Source organism: uncultured Sphingomonas sp., assembly GCF_913774285.1.
Lineage (GTDB): Bacteria > Pseudomonadota > Alphaproteobacteria > Sphingomonadales > Sphingomonadaceae > Sphingomonas.
In genome coordinates, this window is sequence record NZ_CAJYHX010000007.1 from 21,783 (window position 1) to 39,153 (window position 17,371).

The window sequence follows — 17,371 nt, forward strand, 5'->3', positions numbered from 1 at the left end:
AGAGGGCGGCGCGATCGTGCTCAGGGCGGGTCTCCGTGCGATCAGGGGAAGCGGGTTGCGCCGATCCAGCACCCGGCGGGCTGGAAGTCGCGGGTCATCTGCACCCAGTCGGCGCGCAGCCCGGGGGCGAGCGCACCGCGTTCGTGCGACAGGCCGAGGAAAGCGGCGGGGCTGGCGGCAGCCATCATCGCGGCGTCCTCGGGCGAGGTGCCGACGCGCGTGACCATGTGGCGGAACGCGCCGGTCATATCGAGCGCCGAGCCCGCCAGCGTGCCGTCGACGCCGAGCAGTCGCCCGCCCTCGACGCGGATGTGCTGGCCGTGCAGGTCGAACGAGGTCATGTCCGATCCTACGTTGGGCATCGCGTCGGTGACCAGCAGGAAGCGGTCGTGCGGGCGGGCCGCCAGCGCAATACGCAGCGCTGCGTCATGGACGTGGAAGCCGTCGGGGATGATGCCGCAATAGGCGGTCTGATTTTCCAGCGAGGCACCCACCACGCCGGGCGCGCGGTGGAGCAGCGGCGACATCGCATTGTACAGGTGGGTCACGCCGGTCATGCCCGCCGCGAAGGCGGCGACCGCGGTCTCGTAAGTGGCGTCGCTATGGCCGATCGCGAGCAGCACGCCGGCATCGGCGAGGCGGCGGACATCGGCGAGGTCGACCATCTCGGGAGCCAGCGTCACCAGCACCTTGCCGCGGCGCGGGCGGCCGAGCAGCTCGACCATGGCAGCGTCCAGCCCGCGGAACTTGTCCGCGTCATGGATGCCCTTGCGCGCCTTGTTGAGGATCGGGCCTTCGATGTGCACGCCGACGACGCCGGGCACGCCGGCCTCGATCGCGGCATCGGTGGCGTCGAGCGCCCTGGCGATCACCTCGGGCACGTCGCTGATCAGCGTCGGCAGGAAGGCGGTAGTGCCGAACTTGGCATGCGCCGCGCCGATCGCCGCGATGCCCTCGACGGTCGGTGCGTCGTTGAACAGCACGCCGCCGCCGCCATTGACCTGGACGTCGATGAAGCCGGGAACGATCCAGCCGCCGTCGAGGTCGATCGTGTCGGTGCCGCTCCCCTCGGTGGCAATCGAGACGATGCGGCCCTGGTCGACCTCGATCACCGCTTCGGGCAGCGTGCCGGCGGCGGTGACGATCTGGCCGTTGACGAAGCGAAAGCTGCTCATCGAGTCTCGGTCACCTTGCGAAGATACAGCGGGGCGTCGGGATTGTTGCCGCGCGCCAGCGAGAGCGCGTTGACCATCGGGTAGAAGCTCTGGACCATCAGGATCGGCTCCACCGCCGGGTGGCCGGCAAGCACCGGCAGCGGCGAGGCGTCACCCGCCTTGGCATCGGCCAGGCAGACGCGGGCGCTGCGCTCGGCGAATTCGGCCGAGGCTTCGCGAACGCTGTCGCCGGCGATGTCCGAGGTCGCGAAAGCAAGCACCGGGAAGCCGTCGCCGACGATCGCCATGGGGCCGTGGCGGACTTCGGCGGCGCTGAACGCCTCGGCGTGCAGGCTGCAGGTTTCCTTGAACTTGAGCGCGGCCTCCTGCGCGACCGCAAAGCTGTAGCCGCGGCCGATCACGAACAGGTTGGTTGCGTTACGCAGCGTGTCCACGACCGGTGACCAGTCGAAATCGCGCGCTTTCTCAAGCTGTTCGGGCAGAGCGGTGAGGGCAGTAGCAAGCGCTTCGTCCTGCGCCCATTCGGCGACCAGCGCGGCGAAGGCAGCGAGCGCGGTGATGTAGGACTTGGTGGCGGCGACCGAGCGCTCCGGGCCTGCCTTGAGGCCGATCGTGGTGTCAGCCATTTCGGCGAGCGGCGACTCCTCGTCGTTGACGAACGCGACGACGCGGGCGCCGGCCTGCTGGTACGCCTTGACGGTGGCGAGCAGGTCCGGGCTGCGGCCGCTCTGCGACACCGCGATGCACAGCGCGCGGGCGGTGGAGACGGGTGCCTCGAAAACCGACGCGACCGACGGCGCCGCCGAGGCGACCGGCACGCCAAGCATCGTCTCGATCAGATATTTGCCATAGGTGGCGGAGTGATCCGATGAACCGCGGGCGCAGGTGACGACCAACGCGGGCGGATCCGCGCGCAGGTCGCGGGCCAGCGCGGCGAGCGCCGGGCCGTTGGCGTCGAGCAGGCGGCGGACCGCGGCGCCGGCCTCGGCAGCCTCGGACGCCATCAGCGTCTGACCACCTGCGGGCTTTTCGATTTCAGCGATCATCGTCCCCCATGCCTCCACTGGCTATGATGGAATCAGGGATAAGTTACATATTGGTATTGTTCAAGCGCTAGCTGCGTGCGTCGAGCAAATTACGCAGGGCAGAAACTTTCGCGGGGTCGGTGGCGAGGCGCGGGCCGGCCTGGAATCCGAAGGCGATTTCGCGGGTATCGGCGGTGCCTTGCGGGCTGCGGCACGAGGCATGAACCTCGCGCACGCCCGTCTCCAGGATCGGCGGCAGCGTCGTCGCGTCGACCCCGCTGCCGGCCAATATGGTGATTCGGTCGTCGGCAGCCTGTACCAGCGCGGCGATTGTCTCGCGCCCGTCGATTGCCTTGGGCGTGCAGCCTGAGGTGAGAATCCGGTCGAAGCCGAGAGTGATTGCGGTTTCGAGTGCCGCGAGCGGATCGGGGCAGAGATCGAAGGCGCGATGCAGCGTCAGCGAGAGGCTGCGCCCCGCATTTCGCGCAACCGCTACCCAGGCCGCGAGCATCTCGGCATCGAGCTGGCGATCCGCGCGGCTGGCACCGATCACCACGCCGGCAAGTCCCGCCTCGGCAGCGGCGCAGATGTCGGCAGCGACCAGCGCGGCGTCGGCGGCGGTATAGACGAAGTTGCCGTCGCGGGGGCGGGCGAGCAGGTGGACCGGGATCGGCGCCGCCGCGGCCGCAGCGATCAGCGAGTCGGGCGGGGTCAGGCCGCCGACAGCCAGCGCGGAGCACAGCTCGATTCGATCCGCGCCGCCTGCAACTGCGGCATCGATTCCGGGGACATCTTCCACGCAGACTTCGAGCAAGCGACGCATCAGGTATTTGCCCCCGGGACCAAGGTTCTAGAAAAGTCCTATTCCTCAGAGCACGCCGAACGTCCAGCCCTCGGTGCGGGCGAGCTCCGGCGTCAGGCCCGCCGGAGTCCACAGGTCCGGCTGCCCAGCCGCCACGCGCAGCCATGCGGCGCTGAGGATCGCATCCGTCGCGTGATCGTCATAGCGCGGCAGCGGCGCATGCGGCGCCGATCCGAAGGCGGCGAGCATCGTGTCGAGCGTCTCGGCGTCACGGATCTTCGAGATGCCCTTGCGCATCCCCGCGAGCCGCGCGGCAAGCGAGGTGTAGATTTCCACCAAGACCGGGCCGGTCTCCGGCAGCGGGTCGAACGGCCACAGCCCCACTCGGCCGCGCAGGCGATGCAGCACGCGCATGCCGGTCAGGCTGGACTTGCCGACCTGACTCGCCCCGACGAGGTTGAAGCAGCTATAGGGCGACAGCGCCATCGCCTCCTGCCCGACCTCGCACACCCGGAACCGGCCGCGCCCGCCGGGGAAGAGGTCGCCGCAATCGCCCATCTGGCGGAAGTGCCGCCGCGCCTCCGCATGCTGGACGAAGCTGGTCGCGGCGAGATGTGGGTCGGCGGCGGACAGCCGGTCGACCAACGCCCAGAGCGCAGGCCCGTCCGCAGGGCTCTCCGACCAGCCGGGGAAATAGGCGCCGGTATCGGCGAAGGGGAATGCGGGCGAGAGATCGAGCCCGACCAGCGCGCGCGTGCCGCTATCGGCAAGGTCTTCCAGAAACGCCAGAATATCGGCGCGCGACCAGGGGCGATCGATCAGCACCGGCGCGGCATCGCCTGTTGGGGCATGCGCGACGGCAAGCCCCTTGGGACGCTCGACGGCCTGGCCGGACCAGTCGATCGCAATGAAATCGGTGAAAGTCAGGGGCGCGTTCCCATGCCGGCAGCGAGCCGCTGCGCCTTCTTAGCGCGATCCCACCAGGCGCGCTGGATGTAGAGTTCGACCCGCTCGCGCGCCGGGGTGCCGTAACGGACCAGCAGCATCGGAAAGTTGCGATAATGGTCGGTCTGCCAGAAGGTCTCCGGATCGGTCTCGAGCAGCAGCGGCTTCTCGTCCTTGGCGATCATCAACGCGAAGCTGCCGGGCTCGCGACCGGGCGACATCAGCCCCTTGCCGTTGATCTTGGGACAGGGCGTGTTCCACCAGCTGCCAATCTCGACGTCGGGCAGCGTCAGCGCGAAGGCGCAGGCATCGTCCCAATCATCCATTGCGGCGCTGTTCTCGCATGGCCGCCCACCAGGCGAGCCGCTCCGCCACCCGCTTCTCATGGCCGCGATCGGTGGGGGTGTAGAAGGTCTGCGGCTCCATCTCCGCCGGCCAGTAATTGTCGCCCGAGAAGCCGCCCTCGGCGTCATGGTCATAGGTATAGCCGGTGCCATAGCCGATCTGCTTCATCAGCTTGGTCGGCGCGTTGAGGATGTTCTGCGGCGGCATCAGCGAGCCGGTTTCCTTGGCGACCTTCCACGCCGCCTTCTGCGCCTTGTAGGCAGCGTTCGACTTGGGCGCTGTCGCCAGGTAGAGACATGCCTGAACGATCGCCAGTTCGCCCTCGGGCGAGCCGAGAAAGTCGTAGGTGTCCTTGGCCGCCATGCACTGCACCAGCGCGTTGGGATCGGCCATGCCGATATCCTCCACCGCCATGCGAACGAGGCGGCGGAGCAGGTACAGCGGCTCCTCGCCGGCGGTAAGCATGCGCGCGAGATAATAGAGCGCCGCCTGCGGATCGGAGCCGCGCACCGATTTGTGCAGCGCCGAGATCAGGTTGTAATGCCCCTCGCGGTCCTTGTCGTAGACCGCCACGCGGCGCTGGAGGAAGGCGGAGAGCCCGGCGGGGTCGAGCGGCGCCTCGAACTGCACCGAGAACAAGGTTTCGGCCTGGTTGAGCAGGAAGCGCCCGTCGCCGTCCGCGCTTGCCACCAGCGCGTCGCGCGCTTCGGGGGTGAGGGGCAGGGGGCGTTCCTCCAGCGCCTCGGCGCGGTCGAGTAGCTGGCTGAGCGCCGCGTGATCGAGCCGGTGCAGGATCAGCACCTGCGCGCGACTGAGCAACGCGGCGTTGAGCTCGAAGGAGGGGTTTTCGGTGGTCGCGCCGACCAAGGTGACAGTGCCGTCTTCGACATAAGGCAGGAAGCCGTCCTGCTGGGCGCGGTTGAAGCGGTGGATCTCGTCCACGAACAACAGGGTGCGCTTTCCGATCCGGGCATGGTCGCGTGCCTCGGCGAACACCTTTTTGAGGTCCGCGACGCCCGAGAACACTGCCGAGATCGCGACGAAGCGCAAGCCCACCGCATCGGCGAGCAGCCGCGACATGGTGGTCTTGCCGGTGCCCGGCGGTCCCCAGAAGATGATCGAGCTGAGCTTGCCCGCCGCGACCATCCGCCCGATCGCGCCCTGTTGCCCGGTGAGATGCTCCTGCCCGACCACTTCGTCGAGCTTCTGCGGGCGCAGGCGATCGGCGAGCGGGCCGCCTGCTGGGGTGGAGTCGGCGGCGGGTTGTTCGTGGGTCGCAAAAAGGTCGGCCATTGCGGCCAAGATAGGCGGCTGTGGTGCATTTTGCATCCCGCTGGTTGATCGGGCGCAAGGTCCGGGCGCCAGCCGGCGGCCAAACACCCTTTGTCCCGGCGCGATGGGGCGCACCGCGCGTGCCACCTGCGCTCCCTTCCGCTTGCGGGAGGGGTCGGGGGAGGGGGTGACGTCATGGCATGTCCGCGCACGTTCAGCCCCTCCCCTAGCCCCTCCCGCAAGCGGAAGGGGGACATGAGCAAGAGGAGGATCGGGCATGGACTGCGACGTCGTCATCGTCGGGGGAGGGCCGGCGGGCCTCGCCTTCGCGCGCTCGCTGGAAGACAGCGGCCTCAGCATCGTGCTGCTGGAGCGTGCGCCGCTGGAGGCGCTGGCGAGCCCGCGCTTCGACGGGCGCGAGATCGCGCTCACCCATGGCTCGAAGCGGATCCTCGAGGCACTCGGCGCCTGGGGGCGGCTGCCGGTCGACGAGATCGCGCCGATGCATGCGGCCAAGGTGCTCAACGGCGACTCGCCCTTCGCGCTCAACTTCACCGCAGGGGGCGGGGCGGACGACCAGCTCGGCTATCTGGTGCCAAATCATCGCATCCGCGCTGCGTTGTACGATGCCGTGAAGGATCAGCCCGGCCTGAAACTGGTGACCGGGGCGGAGGTGGTCCATGCCCGCTCGGGCGCCACCGGCCCGCGCGCGGAAGTGCTGCTCTCCTCGGGGGAGGTGGTGCGGGCGCGGCTGCTGGTGGTGGCCGACTCGCGGCTTTCCAGGACGCGCGAGGCGCTGGGGATCGATACCGACATCAACCCGCTCGGCCGTTCGATGATGGTGGTGCGGGTGCGTCACGAGCTGCCCCACGGCGCCACCGCGCTCGAATGGTTCGACCATCGCCAGACGCTGGCGTTGCTGCCGCTCAATGGCAACATGGCCGGCGCGGTGCTGACCCTGCCCGAGGAGGCGGCGCGGCGCGTGGCGGCGTTCGATGATGCCGCGCTCGGCCGCGACCTCACCCGCCGCTTCCGCCAGCGGCTGGGGCGGATGGAGGTGGTGAGCGATCGCAATGTCTATCCGCTGGTCACCACCTGGGCACATCAGTTCGTCACCGGCCGTGCCGCGCTGATCGGCGACGCGGCGGTGGGAATGCATCCGGTGACCGCGCACGGCTTCAACCTGGGGCTGAGCGGGCAGGCGCTGCTCGCCGCGGAAGTGCGGGACGCGGTGCGGCGGGGCATGGACCCGGCGCTGCCCGCCGTGCTTCGGCGGTTCGAGAACGGCCACCGCGCTGCGTGCAAGCCGCTCTATACGGGCACGAACCTGCTGGTGCGGCTGTTCACCGACGAGCGGCTGCCGGCGCGCGCAATGCGGCACGCGGTGCTGCGGCTGGGGGCGGGCCTGCCCTTCGTGCGGCCCACGGTGCGGGCGATGCTGACGCATTGACCTACTATTCCTCGCCTGCACGGCACGGGAGGGGGACCGCGCGCAGTGCGGTGGAGGGGCCGCCGCGGCACGCGGCGGTTGTCTTCGCAATCAGCCGCTCCCGCGCCTGACGGCGCGGCCCCTCCACCACGCACCTTGCGGTGCGCGGTCCCCCTCCCCCAGCACGCTGGGGTAGGATTGATGTTGCCCAAGCCCCCTTGCGCAATCTCTTTCAAGATATATCTTGTGTGCATCAAGACTCGCACAGGATGCACATCGCCATGTTTTCTCCCTTCGGCCGTCACGGCCATCATCACCATCACCATCATCACGGCCATCAGTTCGGCCCCCGCGGACGCGGCGGCTGGGGCGGGGGCTTTCCCGGCGGCTTCGACATGGCCTTCGCCATGGGCGAGCGTGGGCCTGGCGGGCGCGGCCGGCGGATGTTCGGTGGCGACGAGCTCCGCCTGATCCTGCTCAAGCTGATCGAGGAGGCGCCGCGCCACGGCTATGACCTGATCCGCGAGATCGAGGCGCGCTCCAACGGCGCCTATGCGCCGAGTCCCGGCGTCGTGTACCCGACGCTAACCATGCTCGACGACATGGACCTGATCGCCGAGCACAAGAGCGAGGGCGCCAAGAAGCAGTTCGCGATTACCGAGGCCGGCACCGCCCATCTCGCGGAAAATGCAACGGAAGTCGGAGCGCTGTTCCAGCGGCTGGCCGACCTCGGCGAGCGCCATGCCCGCACCAGCGGCGGGCCGGTGCGCCGGGCGATGCACAACCTCAAGACCGTGCTCGCCGCCAGTGTGTTCGACGAGGAGGTCGATCCCGAACGCCTGCACGCGATCGCCGAGATCCTCGACGAAGCCGCGCGCAAGATCGAGCGGCTGTAAGCAACGATGCCCCGGATCGAGGTGTTACGCCGTCGGCTGGGGCTCGTCCCCATCGCGGCCAAGGAGAGAAGAATGACGATTGCCCGCTACACCAGCCATGCCCTTGTACCGACCGAGCATGCCAGCCGCTACCTCCAGCAGCTGTGCAAGCACTGGCAGCACAATCTGCAGGTGGAGTTCACGCCCGAGAACGGCACGGTGATCTTCCCCAGGGACGCACGTGGCGCGAACCACCCCGGGGACGCGGTGGTGACCTTCGATGTCGCGGAGACGGGCCTCGAGATCCGGGTCGACGCCACGTCCGAAGAGCAGCTGGAAGGGCTGAAGGGCGCGGTCGCCCGGCACCTCGATCGCTTCGCCTTCCGCGAGGGCGAGCTGACGTTCGACTGGCAGTAACCCACGAAAAAGGGGCGGGAACCGTGTGGCTCCCGCCCCTTTTTGCGCGTCGTCCGGATCAGAAGCTGAAGCGGACCGATGCAGTGACCGTGCGGCCGGTCAGCGTCTGTGCGGTGGCGACGCCCGAGGCCGGGATCGCCGCCGAGTTGACCGAGACCAGGGCCAGCTTGTCGAACACATTGTAGACGTTGAGGCCGATCTGCAGGCCGTTCACCGGGCGGACCTGCACGAACGGGCTGACGATCGTGTAGCCCGGCTGCTTGAGCAGGTTGCCGTCCTGCGCGAAGCTGCTGGTGGTGCCGATCAAATTGGTGCCGATGGTGAAGCGCTTCACCTCGAACTGCGGGGTCGCCTGGAAGATCAGGTCCGGCTGGTGGCGCGGGGTGTTGCCGACCAGCGTCTTGTCGGCCTTGTCCGCGTCGATCTTGGCCTTGGTGTAGGTGGCGCCCAGTCGCAGGCTGAGCGGGCCATGCTCGAACAGGCCTTCGAGCTCGACGCCCTTGGCGCTGTAGTCGCGGTCAATCTGCAGCACCACCGTCTGCCCGGTGGCGTCGGCGCCGATCTGCAGGTTCTTGTCGGTGGTCGAGGCCCAGAAGCCGGTGGCGAACAGCGTCACGCCGCCCTTGCGGAACTTCACGCCCGCCTCGGCCTGCTTGACAGGGCCATAGGCCATTGCCGGGTCGGTCAGCGCGCCCGAGTTCGAGTTGACGGCGGGCGAGAAGAACAGGCGCTCGGCGCTGGCGCGGGCACCGCGGCTGTAGCGCGCGAACACCGACAGCGGCTCGGCGAAGCGATAGTTCACGCCGACCGAGTACGACGCGTATTTGTAGCTATAGTCGGCCAGGCCCGGCTGCGACAGCGGCAGCACCGCGACGCTGCGCTCGGGCAGCGAGATCGCGCCGTCGCGGTTCATGTCCACCGGCGCCACGCCGACGCGGTTGCCGCCGAGATCGGCGCCGTACAGCGTGCCGCTGACCTTGCCGAAGTCATAGCGCAGGCTGCCGCCCACCGAGAGCGCGCCGATCTGGTAGTTGACCGAGCCATAGGGTGCGAACACGCGGTAGCTGAGGTCGTAGCGGCGGCGATAGGCGGCGGTGCCGCGAATGCCGTAGTTCACCACACCGCCCTGGGTCACCGGAACGCCGCCGGCGGTCAGCACGTCGACATAGGCCGAATTGCCGCCGGGGGCGATGTCGAACACGTCGGTCAGCAGGTTCAGGTTTTGCACCATCGCCTGCGAGGACGCATAGAAGCCGGCGGTGGTGGTGAGCTTGCCCTCGCCGACATTCCACACGCGGCTGCCGCGGAAATCATTGGTGAAGTTGTCGAGCTTCTCAATGTCCGAATGGATCTCCAGTCCGTACATCAGCAGGCCGTTGCCGTTCAGCGTCGCGGTATTGGCGATGGTCTTGCCGGCATTGGGGCCGGTGGCGTAGCGCAGCGTCGCGCCGGGGCCGGCAAAGGTCGGTGCCAGCGCCGCGGCGGGCAGCAGCGCCATCGAGCTGCTCTCGTTATAGGTGCCCGAAATCGCGGCGTAGCGCATGCGATCGCTGAACGTCCAACCGGCGATGTCGAACTGTGCCTCCAGGCCGATCGAGGCAACCTTGCTGCGATCGCCCTCGCGCAGGTCCAGATTCTGCACGTTGTTGTTGCCGTCGAGCGCGAGGATCGAGGTCTTGTAGCGCGAATAGAGCGTGTCCTTGCGGGGATCGAAGCCCGGGATCGTGCTGTAGCTCGGGTCGGCATTGGTGCCGCGGACCGCGACCGGGACGTTGGCGTAGTTGGGCTCGCGGTCGTCGAGATACTTGCCGTACAGACGGATATAGCCGTTGCCGAAGGTCTTGGTGACGTTCAGCTTGATCTGGCCGCCCTTGAACGCGTCATAGCCGGTCGCGCGCGGGCCTTCACCCTGGCGATAGAAGCCGCCGACGTTGAAGCGCACCGTCTTGCTGAGATGGCCGCCGTAATTGAAGTCGGCCCGGCCGAGTTCATGGTCGATGCCCGAGGAGAGCTGCAGCGTGCCGCCGTCTTCCTCGCCGGTCTTGGAGATGAAGTTGACCAGGCCGCCCGGCGAGTTCGAGGCGAAGGTGGACGCCGAACCGCCGCGGATCGCCTGGACCTGCGAGAGGCTGAGATCGGTGCGCAGGAACGCCGTGGTCGAGGCGAAGTGGATGTCGCCGAACTCGAGCACCGGCAGGCCATCTTCCTGGATCTGCAGGAACTTGGAGCCGTCCGCCGCCATCGGCAGGCCGCGGATGGTGACCGCGGTCAGGCCGTCGGTGCCCGCGGTTTCGGCGCGGATGCCCGGCATGTTGCCGAGGACTTCGGCGATCGAGCGGGTGCCGATCTTCTGGATCTGCTCCTCGTCGATCGAGCTCGCGGAAATCGCCGAATCGAGCAGATCGCGGCCCTTGGCAACGCCGGTGGTGAAGGCCTGCTTCTGCGGCTTCGCCTCGGCCGAGTCGCTGTTGTGCGCGACAGGCGTATCGGGACCGGCAGAAGCCTGCTGGGCATGCGCCGGCAGTGCGATCGCCGCAGCAGAGAGCGCCAGCGCCAAACGGAAACGAGTGTTCATCACAACCCTTTGTCTCAAATGTTTCTGCGGACGCACTGGGGGATGGGCAGTTAAGGTATTGAAAGGGAAGGGGTAGGTACAAGTACGTGGCAGGGCCCGGGAAAATGCGAACGTTTGCCAAGCGGGTGCCGAAACTCTTTATTCCTGCGTCCGTATCGAGCATTCTCTCGTATATTCGGGAGCAAGCGAGCAGTGAATGTGCATAGGGGAGGGGTGTGGCAATGATGGAATCGCGCGACCGGGAGCATCACGAGAGTATAGGCGTACCGAATGAGGCACGACTGCTCGGGCTGTTGGCGGATTGTGCCGGCAACATGCTGGGGGCATCCGATCCGACGGCGATGATCGACTATCTGTTCGAAATGGTCCGCGACGAGCTGCTGCTCGACGTCTATTTCCACTACCGCGCCGAGCCGGATCACCTGCTGGTCCTCGAGGCGAGCGGCGGATTGTCCGAGGCGCAGAAGGCGGCCGGGGCGCGGCTGCAGTTCGGCCAGGCGGTGTGCGGCATGGTCGCGCGTGACCGCACGCCGCGCGTCGTCGCACAGGTGCAGGGCAGCGACAATCCGATGACCAACTTCATCCGCGACGTCGGGCTGGACAGCTATGCCTGCACGCCGCTTCTCCACGGCGAGGTGCTGCTCGGCACGCTCGGCTTCGGCCGGCGCAGCGGCGTGCCCTTCAGTGAGATTGAACTGCGTTTCCTGCGCACCATCTGCAGCTATGTCGCGGTGGCGAAGAACCGGCTGTTGGTCGAAGCGGAGATGCTGGCGGCGATGAAGGCGCGCGACGCGCTAGAAAAGGCGCAGCGTGCGCTGATCGGCAGCATCTCGCGCAGCGCTGCGGAGGAAGAAGCGGCGACCGCGGCCATCTTGGCGCACGAGATGGTGCAGCCGCTTTCGGCCGCGTCGAACTACATTGCAACAGTGGAAATGGCGCTGCGCGGCACCGGCGGGCCCGACGTGTTGCGGCAGCTGGCGCGGGCGCGGGCGCAGATCAGTCGCTCGTCGCAGGTCATTGCGCGTACCCGGGCGCTGGTCGAGCACGGCGAAGTCAATGCCGAGTTCGTGCCGGCCGAGACGCTGTTCGAGGAAGCGCGCGAATTGTTCGAGGCTGCGTGGAGTGGCCCGTCGCCGCAGATTACCGTTGAGATCGCGGACGGGCTGGGCGCATTGCTCGCCGATCGGGTGCAGATCGGCCAGGTACTGGCCAACCTGTTGCGCAACGCAGCGCAGGCGTTGCGCGACACTGAAGACGCCCGCATTCTCGTGTCGGCGCGCGCTATCGAGGACGGGGTCGAGATCGCGGTCGCGGACAATGGCCCCGGCTTCCCCGGCGGGGTCTTTCCCGAGCGCGGACGGTCGACCAGCGGCGGGCAGGGAATCGGCCTCGCGGTGACCCGGCGCATCCTCGAAGCGCATGAAACCGCGTTGGATCTGCAAAGCCCTGCTACAGGCGGCACGCGATTACGCTTCGTGCTCGCGGCGCGCGAAACCGCGGCCTAGCTCAGCGCCCGCGGCGGGCGAGTACCTCGAAATAGCTGTCCAGCACCGCATGGTTCACCCGGTCCCATACATAGGCCTGGGCTTTCTCGTGGCCCGCTGCACCAGCCGAGGCGGCGAGGGCCGGATCTTCAATGAGCCTGGCGATCGCGCCGGCATAGGCATCCACGTCGCGCGGGGGCACCAGGAAGCCGTTGACGCCTTCCTCGACCAAGTCGATCGCGCCCGTGGCGCGCGCCGCCACGATCGGTACGCCGCAGGCCATCGCTTCCGAGGTGACGTTGCCGAAGGTTTCTGTGACCGAAGGATTGAACAGCACGTCCATCGAAGCGACCGCGCGGGCGAGATCGTCGCCGCGCTGGAAGCCGGTGAACACCGCGCCGGGCACCTGATCGGCAAACCATTGTCGCGCCGGGCCCTCGCCGATTACCAGCACCTTGTGCGGCACGCCGCGCTCGGTCAGCCGGTTGCAGACCTGGGCGAAGATATCGAGCCCCTTTTCCAGCACCAGCCGGCCGAGAAAGCCGACGGCGAACTCGTCATCGCCGATGCCGAGCGACCGGCGCCAGGCGAGATCGCGGCGGCTCGGGTTGAACCGGTCGTGGTCGACCCCGCGTGACCAGATGCGGATCGGCGTGTTCACGCCCCAGCCGCGGATAAGTTCGGCGGTGGAATCGCCGGGCGTTACCACTTGGTCGACGCGGTTGTAGAAGCGGGTCAGCAGCTTGATGATCACCGGCGCGACGAAGCCGAGATGATAATAAGCGGGATAGGTCTCGAACCGCGTGTGAAGCGAGGCGAGGGTGGCGATGTCGTGCTTGCGTGCCCAGGTCACCGCGCCGTGACAGAGAAATTCGGGCGCCGAGACGTGCACCATGTTGGGCGCGAACGCTTCCAGATCAGTGCGGATGCTCTTCGGCAGGCCGGTGGCAAACTTGTACTCGGCGCGGCCGCCCGGCACCGGCCAGGCGGGCACGCTCACCAGATCTCCGGTCGGCTTGAAGGCAGGGGTATCGGTGGTCGGCGAATAGATTCGGACCTTTACGCCCTGGTCGAGCAGATAGCCGACGAGCTTGTTGAGCGCCTGGTTCGCGCCATCGCGAACATAGTTGTAATTGCCGCTGAAAAGGGCGACGCGAAGATCCGAGGGTTGCATTTGGCTTCGGGCCTTATCCGCCTGCTGCGGGGTGGGCAAGCGGACGACTTGTCCCATGCGCGGAACATGGTTCCGGATGGTGCGATTATGCCGTCATGAGCAAGCATTTCGCGAAGGGCGCCGCGGTGCGCTGGAACTGGGGCAGCAGCCATGCCGAAGGCAAAGTGGCGGAGCGTTTCGATCGACGCGTGCAGCGAACGATAAAGGGCGAGAAGATCGTCCGCAACGGCACCAAGGACAATCCCGCGTATCTGGTCGAGCAGGAAGATGGCGGCCGCGCGCTCAAGCTGGAGAGCGAGTTGGACGCGGGGTGATCCCGCTTGTTAGCCCCTCCTCCTCGGATGAGGGGGTTGAGGTGGCGGGATTACAGAATGCTTGTTGGTACACAGCCCGACCCCAACCGCGCATCAGGTGAGCAGCGCTCCGCGCTGTTCAGGCGCTGCCCGGGGGCAGCGCCGACCTGATACGCCTGAAAGGGAGGGGCTTAAGTGTAGGTATCACCGCGTATACAGCACCCGCGCATCGGCCTTGAATGCCTCCGCGCTCGCCTTGCGCGAATAGAACATGTGCCCGCCGGGATATACGCCCAGCTTGACCCGCTGCTCTACGCCGAAGCGCGGCATCTGGTCGATGATCAGCCGCGACCCGAAATAGGGGCAGGACAGATCGTTATAGCCATGGACGATCAGCACGCCCATCTTGGGATCGTTCGCCACCGCCTTGCGCAGGTCGCTCACCGGCGCATCGTCGGGCGTGCCGCGGTCCCAGGCTGAATTCACCGAGAAAGACAGCGCATTGTAGCGCGCGCTCGTCTTCCAGCCCACTTCACGGGTGATGAAGTCGACCATCGCGCTGGTCGTCGGCGCGATGATGCCTTCCAGGATCGGATCGCCCGACTTGCGCTCGGCAGCATTGGGGAAGGGATCGAACGCGTCGACGTTCGAATCATATACGCTGCCGATCTTGCCGTCGTCGCGGTGTACTTCGCGCAGATAGGTGCCTTCGTCGACCCGCCCGTCAAGCCGGCGGACCAGCTTGGGATCGAGCCCGGTCAACTCGGTCACCTTGTCGCTCAGCCGCGCGGTCGCCTGCGGGTCCGAGCGCCCTGCGAGCAGGTCGGTCGCGAAGCCGCCACGGGTATAGGCCTCCACGCCTGCCATCGCCTGCGGCGTCAGCTTGCCGGTGCGCTCGAGATGCCCGGCGGCCATCGAGGGCAGGGTGATCATCCAGGGCAGCGGGGACAGAGCGTCCGATCCCGCGGTAGCCGCCGGGTCCAGATAGGGCGAGACCATCACGATGCCGTTGACGCCTACGCCCAGCTGGGTCTGCAGTTCATAGGCGATGCGCGGTGCGCGATAACCGCCATAGCTTTCGCCCATCACGAACTTGGGCGAGCGCAGTCGCTCGTTCTTGACGAGCCAGTCGTAGACGATGCGCGACAGATACTTGATGTCGGGTTCGTTGGCGTAGAACGCCTTCTTCGTCGCATCCTCGTCGATCAAGCTGCGGCTGAAGCCGGTACCTACAGGGTCGATGAACACCAGATCGGTCATGTCGAGCCAGCTGGCGGGATTGTCGACCAGCAGTGGCGCGTCGGACGGGGAATCGCCCTTGTCGCCGAACTGCACGCGCTTCGGACCCACCGCGCCGAGGTTGAGATAGACCGATGACGCGCCGGGGCCGCCATTGAACGCGAAGGTCACCGGCCGCTGCGCGCCCCCGCCGGGGACAACATAGGCGGTGTAGACCACCTCGCCGATCTTCTTTCCCTTGGCGTCATATACCGGCAGCTTGCCCACGGTTGCCTGGTAGCGGATCGGCTTGCCGCCGATCACCGCGGTCTGCGCGATGGTCTTGTCGTCGGGCAGCGGCGGCAGGTCGCTCTTGGCTTCGCTTTTCTCGGTGGCGGCGGCGTCGTCCTTCTTGTCCTGCGCAGGTGCCTGCGGGGCGAGGAGCAGGGCGGCAAGCGACGCGGTGATCAGAATGCTGTGGCGCAAGAACAGGTCCCCCGGTGATGGTTGATGCCGCAGCCTAGCGGCGGCCCCCGGCCGAATCTATGGGGCTCGTCTTACAAAACGCGCCACATCCACTGCGCCGCCGGCCCGTAATGGGCGACTTTGGCAGCAAGATCCGGAGAGGGGCTGCCCGCCTGAAATCCCAAACGGCGCCAATAGTCCGCTGCGCCGTCGATCGCGATCAGTTCGGCGCGTGCGATGCCCGCCTCTGCGGCGGCTTCGAAGGCAGCTTCGACCAGCATACGGCCGATGCCCGTGCCGCGCGCGGCGTCCGAGACGGCGAGGTCGTGCAGATACAGCGTGTCGCCGGCCGTCGCTCGGTCAAGTACGGCGCCGACCGGTGGCGGCGACTCGCGCTTCCAGCCATGCGCCAGCAGATAGGCGACGAGGTTGCCATCGCGCTCGGCCGCCAGATTGAACGGCGCAGCGACGTCGAGCCGGCTGGCGAATGCCGGCTCGGGTTCGACGAGAAAGGCGGGATAGACCTGCGCCTGCAGCGCGAGCGCCGCGGGGAGGTGGCGTGGTCGCAGCGGAATGAGGATCGGTGCCGACATGCATCTGGCTGTGCCAGCCGGCGCCCTCTCAAGCCAGTGCAACCGCATGGCAGACGCGTTTCAAGGATCGGTGAAATACCGTAACGAGTCTCCTACTTACCCGTAAACGCCGGGGAATTTATAGTTAACGAGCGGTTATCCGTACCCGATAACGATAGTCTTCAACCAGATATTTCCACCATACGCGAGAGAACAACCACACTTGTTCGGCTGACGACGGCCGGTTCGTGTGGAGCCTGTTGTGTATCCTGTGCGTTTGACTTGTTGCTGTATCTTGTCTGCCGCGGCTTTAATGCTGGGCGCGGCTACTGATGCGCCGACTCTCGAAGATCAGGTGCTCGACCGGATCAACCATCTCCGCGCCAATCCTGCCGCCTATGCCGACCGTCTTCGCCAGTTGCGGCCGCATTTTCGCGGCAACACGCTGTACCTGCCCGGGCGACCGCGCGGTCTGATCACGCGCGAAGGCGTCGAGGCCGTCGAAGAGGCGATCGCTTTCCTCGAGCTTCAGGCGCCGCTGCCGCCGCTCAGTCGGGCGGAGCTGCTCGGCCTCGCGGCGCGCGACCATGCTGTGGTGCAGGGCGCGCTCGGCACCCGCGGCCATTTCTCGCCCGATGGCGCTTCTCCCGGCGATCGGGTGCAGCGCCGCGGTGGCGGCCGGCTGGTGGGGGAGGACATCTCCTATGGCTATGCCGATGCCGAGGAGGTGGTGCGACAGCTGGTAATCGATGATGGCGTTCCCGATCGCGGCCACCGCGACCTGCTGTTCAACCGCGAATTGCGGTACGCCGGCGTCGGCTGCGGCAGCCACAGCGCCTACGGCCATATGTGCGTGATCGATGTGAGTCGCACCCGCAACGGGATGTCGGTCTATGCCACCCTGGCGCAGAACGAGGGCCGCTAGCCCAAACCGCGGGCGCAGCCTTTCGAGCGCGGGGCGGTGCGTGGCCGCCGTGCCTCCTGTGCGTGCGGGCGCTCTACAGCGCTGATGCCGGCTCAAGGCGCTGACGAGTTTCCGACGCCTATCGAGCGCGGCAGATTGTCTTCGCCCGCCTGCCGAATGGTAAATGGCCTATGCGGCGATTGTTTTGATCCTTCTAGGGGCTCCCGCGCCGGAGCGGCAGTGCGACCTGCTACCCTGCCAGCTTTGAAGGCGATTCCGTCGGCAGGCACTGGCCAGGTCCAACATGTCTGGCGGCCTATCGGAGCGTAGCCTTGGCAAAGTAATGCAAACGCAGCGTCTTGTGCGGGTGGCTGCGCAAACCGAAATTGTATGTAGGCAGA

At 67.2% G+C, this 17,371-nt stretch carries 16 protein-coding genes; 6 read left to right on the forward strand and 10 right to left on the reverse strand.

Annotated features, from left to right (window positions below):
• Window positions 1–41 precede the first annotated feature (41 nt).
• The 6 genes from nagA to QZ670_RS03065 form a co-directional block, all read right to left on the reverse strand.
• Window positions 42–1,175 (reverse strand): N-acetylglucosamine-6-phosphate deacetylase, encoded by a 1,134-nt coding sequence (nagA, locus tag QZ670_RS03040; protein ID WP_294252030.1) that lies wholly within the window; start codon window positions 1,173–1,175, stop codon window positions 42–44.
• Entirely contained in the window at window positions 1,172–2,221 is a 1,050-nt protein-coding gene (locus QZ670_RS03045; protein WP_294252033.1) for an SIS domain-containing protein, read from the reverse strand. The genes nagA and QZ670_RS03045 overlap by 4 nt, the downstream gene beginning before the upstream one ends.
• Before the next feature lie 67 nt (window positions 2,222–2,288).
• A complete protein-coding gene (locus tag QZ670_RS03050; RefSeq protein WP_294252036.1) occupies window positions 2,289–3,023 on the reverse strand; it encodes a copper homeostasis protein CutC in 735 nt (244 codons plus the stop codon).
• A 45-nt stretch (window positions 3,024–3,068) separates the two neighbouring features.
• A complete protein-coding gene (locus QZ670_RS03055; RefSeq protein WP_294252397.1) occupies window positions 3,069–3,929 on the reverse strand; it encodes a hypothetical protein in 861 nt (286 codons plus the stop codon).
• Window positions 3,926–4,273 carry a hypothetical protein gene (locus tag QZ670_RS03060; RefSeq protein ID WP_294252038.1) on the reverse strand — a complete coding sequence of 116 codons (348 nt, stop codon included), beginning with the start codon at window positions 4,271–4,273 and terminating at the stop codon, window positions 3,926–3,928. Before QZ670_RS03060 ends, QZ670_RS03055 begins: the two co-directional genes overlap by 4 nt.
• The gene (locus QZ670_RS03065) at window positions 4,266–5,585 is read right to left on the reverse strand and encodes a replication-associated recombination protein A (RefSeq protein ID WP_294252041.1); all 1,320 of its coding nucleotides are present in this window, start codon (window positions 5,583–5,585) and stop codon (window positions 4,266–4,268) included. The genes QZ670_RS03060 and QZ670_RS03065 overlap by 8 nt, the downstream gene beginning before the upstream one ends.
• Window positions 5,586–5,841: 256 nt before the next feature.
• Here QZ670_RS03065 and ubiM point away from each other — a divergent pair, with 256 nt between their 5' ends.
• The 3 genes from ubiM to QZ670_RS03080 all read left to right on the forward strand — a co-directional run bounded on the left by ubiM (window position 5,842) and on the right by QZ670_RS03080 (window position 8,285).
• Window positions 5,842–7,014 carry a 5-demethoxyubiquinol-8 5-hydroxylase UbiM gene (gene ubiM, locus QZ670_RS03070; protein WP_294252044.1) on the forward strand — a complete coding sequence of 391 codons (1,173 nt, stop codon included), beginning with the start codon at window positions 5,842–5,844 and terminating at the stop codon, window positions 7,012–7,014.
• A gap of 260 nt (window positions 7,015–7,274) precedes the next feature.
• Window positions 7,275–7,889: a PadR family transcriptional regulator gene (locus QZ670_RS03075; protein ID WP_294252047.1), complete on the forward strand. Its 615-nt coding sequence runs from the start codon at window positions 7,275–7,277 to the stop codon at window positions 7,887–7,889.
• A 72-nt stretch (window positions 7,890–7,961) separates the two neighbouring features.
• Window positions 7,962–8,285: a DUF2218 domain-containing protein gene (locus QZ670_RS03080; protein WP_294252050.1), complete on the forward strand. Its 324-nt coding sequence runs from the start codon at window positions 7,962–7,964 to the stop codon at window positions 8,283–8,285.
• A gap of 58 nt (window positions 8,286–8,343) precedes the next feature.
• Here the strand turns inward: QZ670_RS03080 and QZ670_RS03085 are convergent, their stop codons facing one another.
• The gene (locus tag QZ670_RS03085; protein ID WP_294252052.1) at window positions 8,344–10,860 is read right to left on the reverse strand and encodes a TonB-dependent receptor; all 2,517 of its coding nucleotides are present in this window, start codon (window positions 10,858–10,860) and stop codon (window positions 8,344–8,346) included.
• A 221-nt stretch (window positions 10,861–11,081) separates the two neighbouring features.
• On the opposite strand from QZ670_RS03085, the gene QZ670_RS03090 reads away from it, so the two are divergent.
• A complete protein-coding gene (locus QZ670_RS03090; RefSeq protein ID WP_294252057.1) occupies window positions 11,082–12,365 on the forward strand; it encodes an ATP-binding protein in 1,284 nt (427 codons plus the stop codon).
• A 1-nt stretch (window position 12,366) separates the two neighbouring features.
• Here QZ670_RS03090 and QZ670_RS03095 read toward each other — a convergent pair whose 3' ends face one another.
• Window positions 12,367–13,518 carry a glycosyltransferase family 1 protein gene (locus QZ670_RS03095; RefSeq protein ID WP_294252060.1) on the reverse strand — a complete coding sequence of 384 codons (1,152 nt, stop codon included), beginning with the start codon at window positions 13,516–13,518 and terminating at the stop codon, window positions 12,367–12,369.
• A 95-nt stretch (window positions 13,519–13,613) separates the two neighbouring features.
• On the opposite strand from QZ670_RS03095, the gene QZ670_RS03100 reads away from it, so the two are divergent.
• Entirely contained in the window at window positions 13,614–13,832 is a 219-nt protein-coding gene (locus QZ670_RS03100; protein ID WP_294252063.1) for a DUF2945 domain-containing protein, read from the forward strand.
• 183 nt (window positions 13,833–14,015) lie between these two features.
• Here the strand turns inward: QZ670_RS03100 and QZ670_RS03105 are convergent, their stop codons facing one another.
• On the reverse strand, window positions 14,016–15,515 hold the full coding sequence (locus QZ670_RS03105) for a peptidase S10 (RefSeq protein ID WP_294252066.1): 1,500 nt from the start codon (window positions 15,513–15,515) through the stop codon (window positions 14,016–14,018).
• A 71-nt stretch (window positions 15,516–15,586) separates the two neighbouring features.
• Complete coding sequence (locus QZ670_RS03110) at window positions 15,587–16,087, reverse strand: GNAT family N-acetyltransferase (RefSeq protein ID WP_294252069.1); 501 nt, start codon at window positions 16,085–16,087, stop codon at window positions 15,587–15,589.
• 292 nt (window positions 16,088–16,379) lie between these two features.
• Between QZ670_RS03110 and QZ670_RS03115 the strand changes: the two genes are divergently transcribed.
• Entirely contained in the window at window positions 16,380–16,991 is a 612-nt protein-coding gene (locus QZ670_RS03115) for a CAP domain-containing protein (RefSeq protein WP_294252072.1), read from the forward strand.
• Window positions 16,992–17,371: the final 380 nt, after the last annotated feature.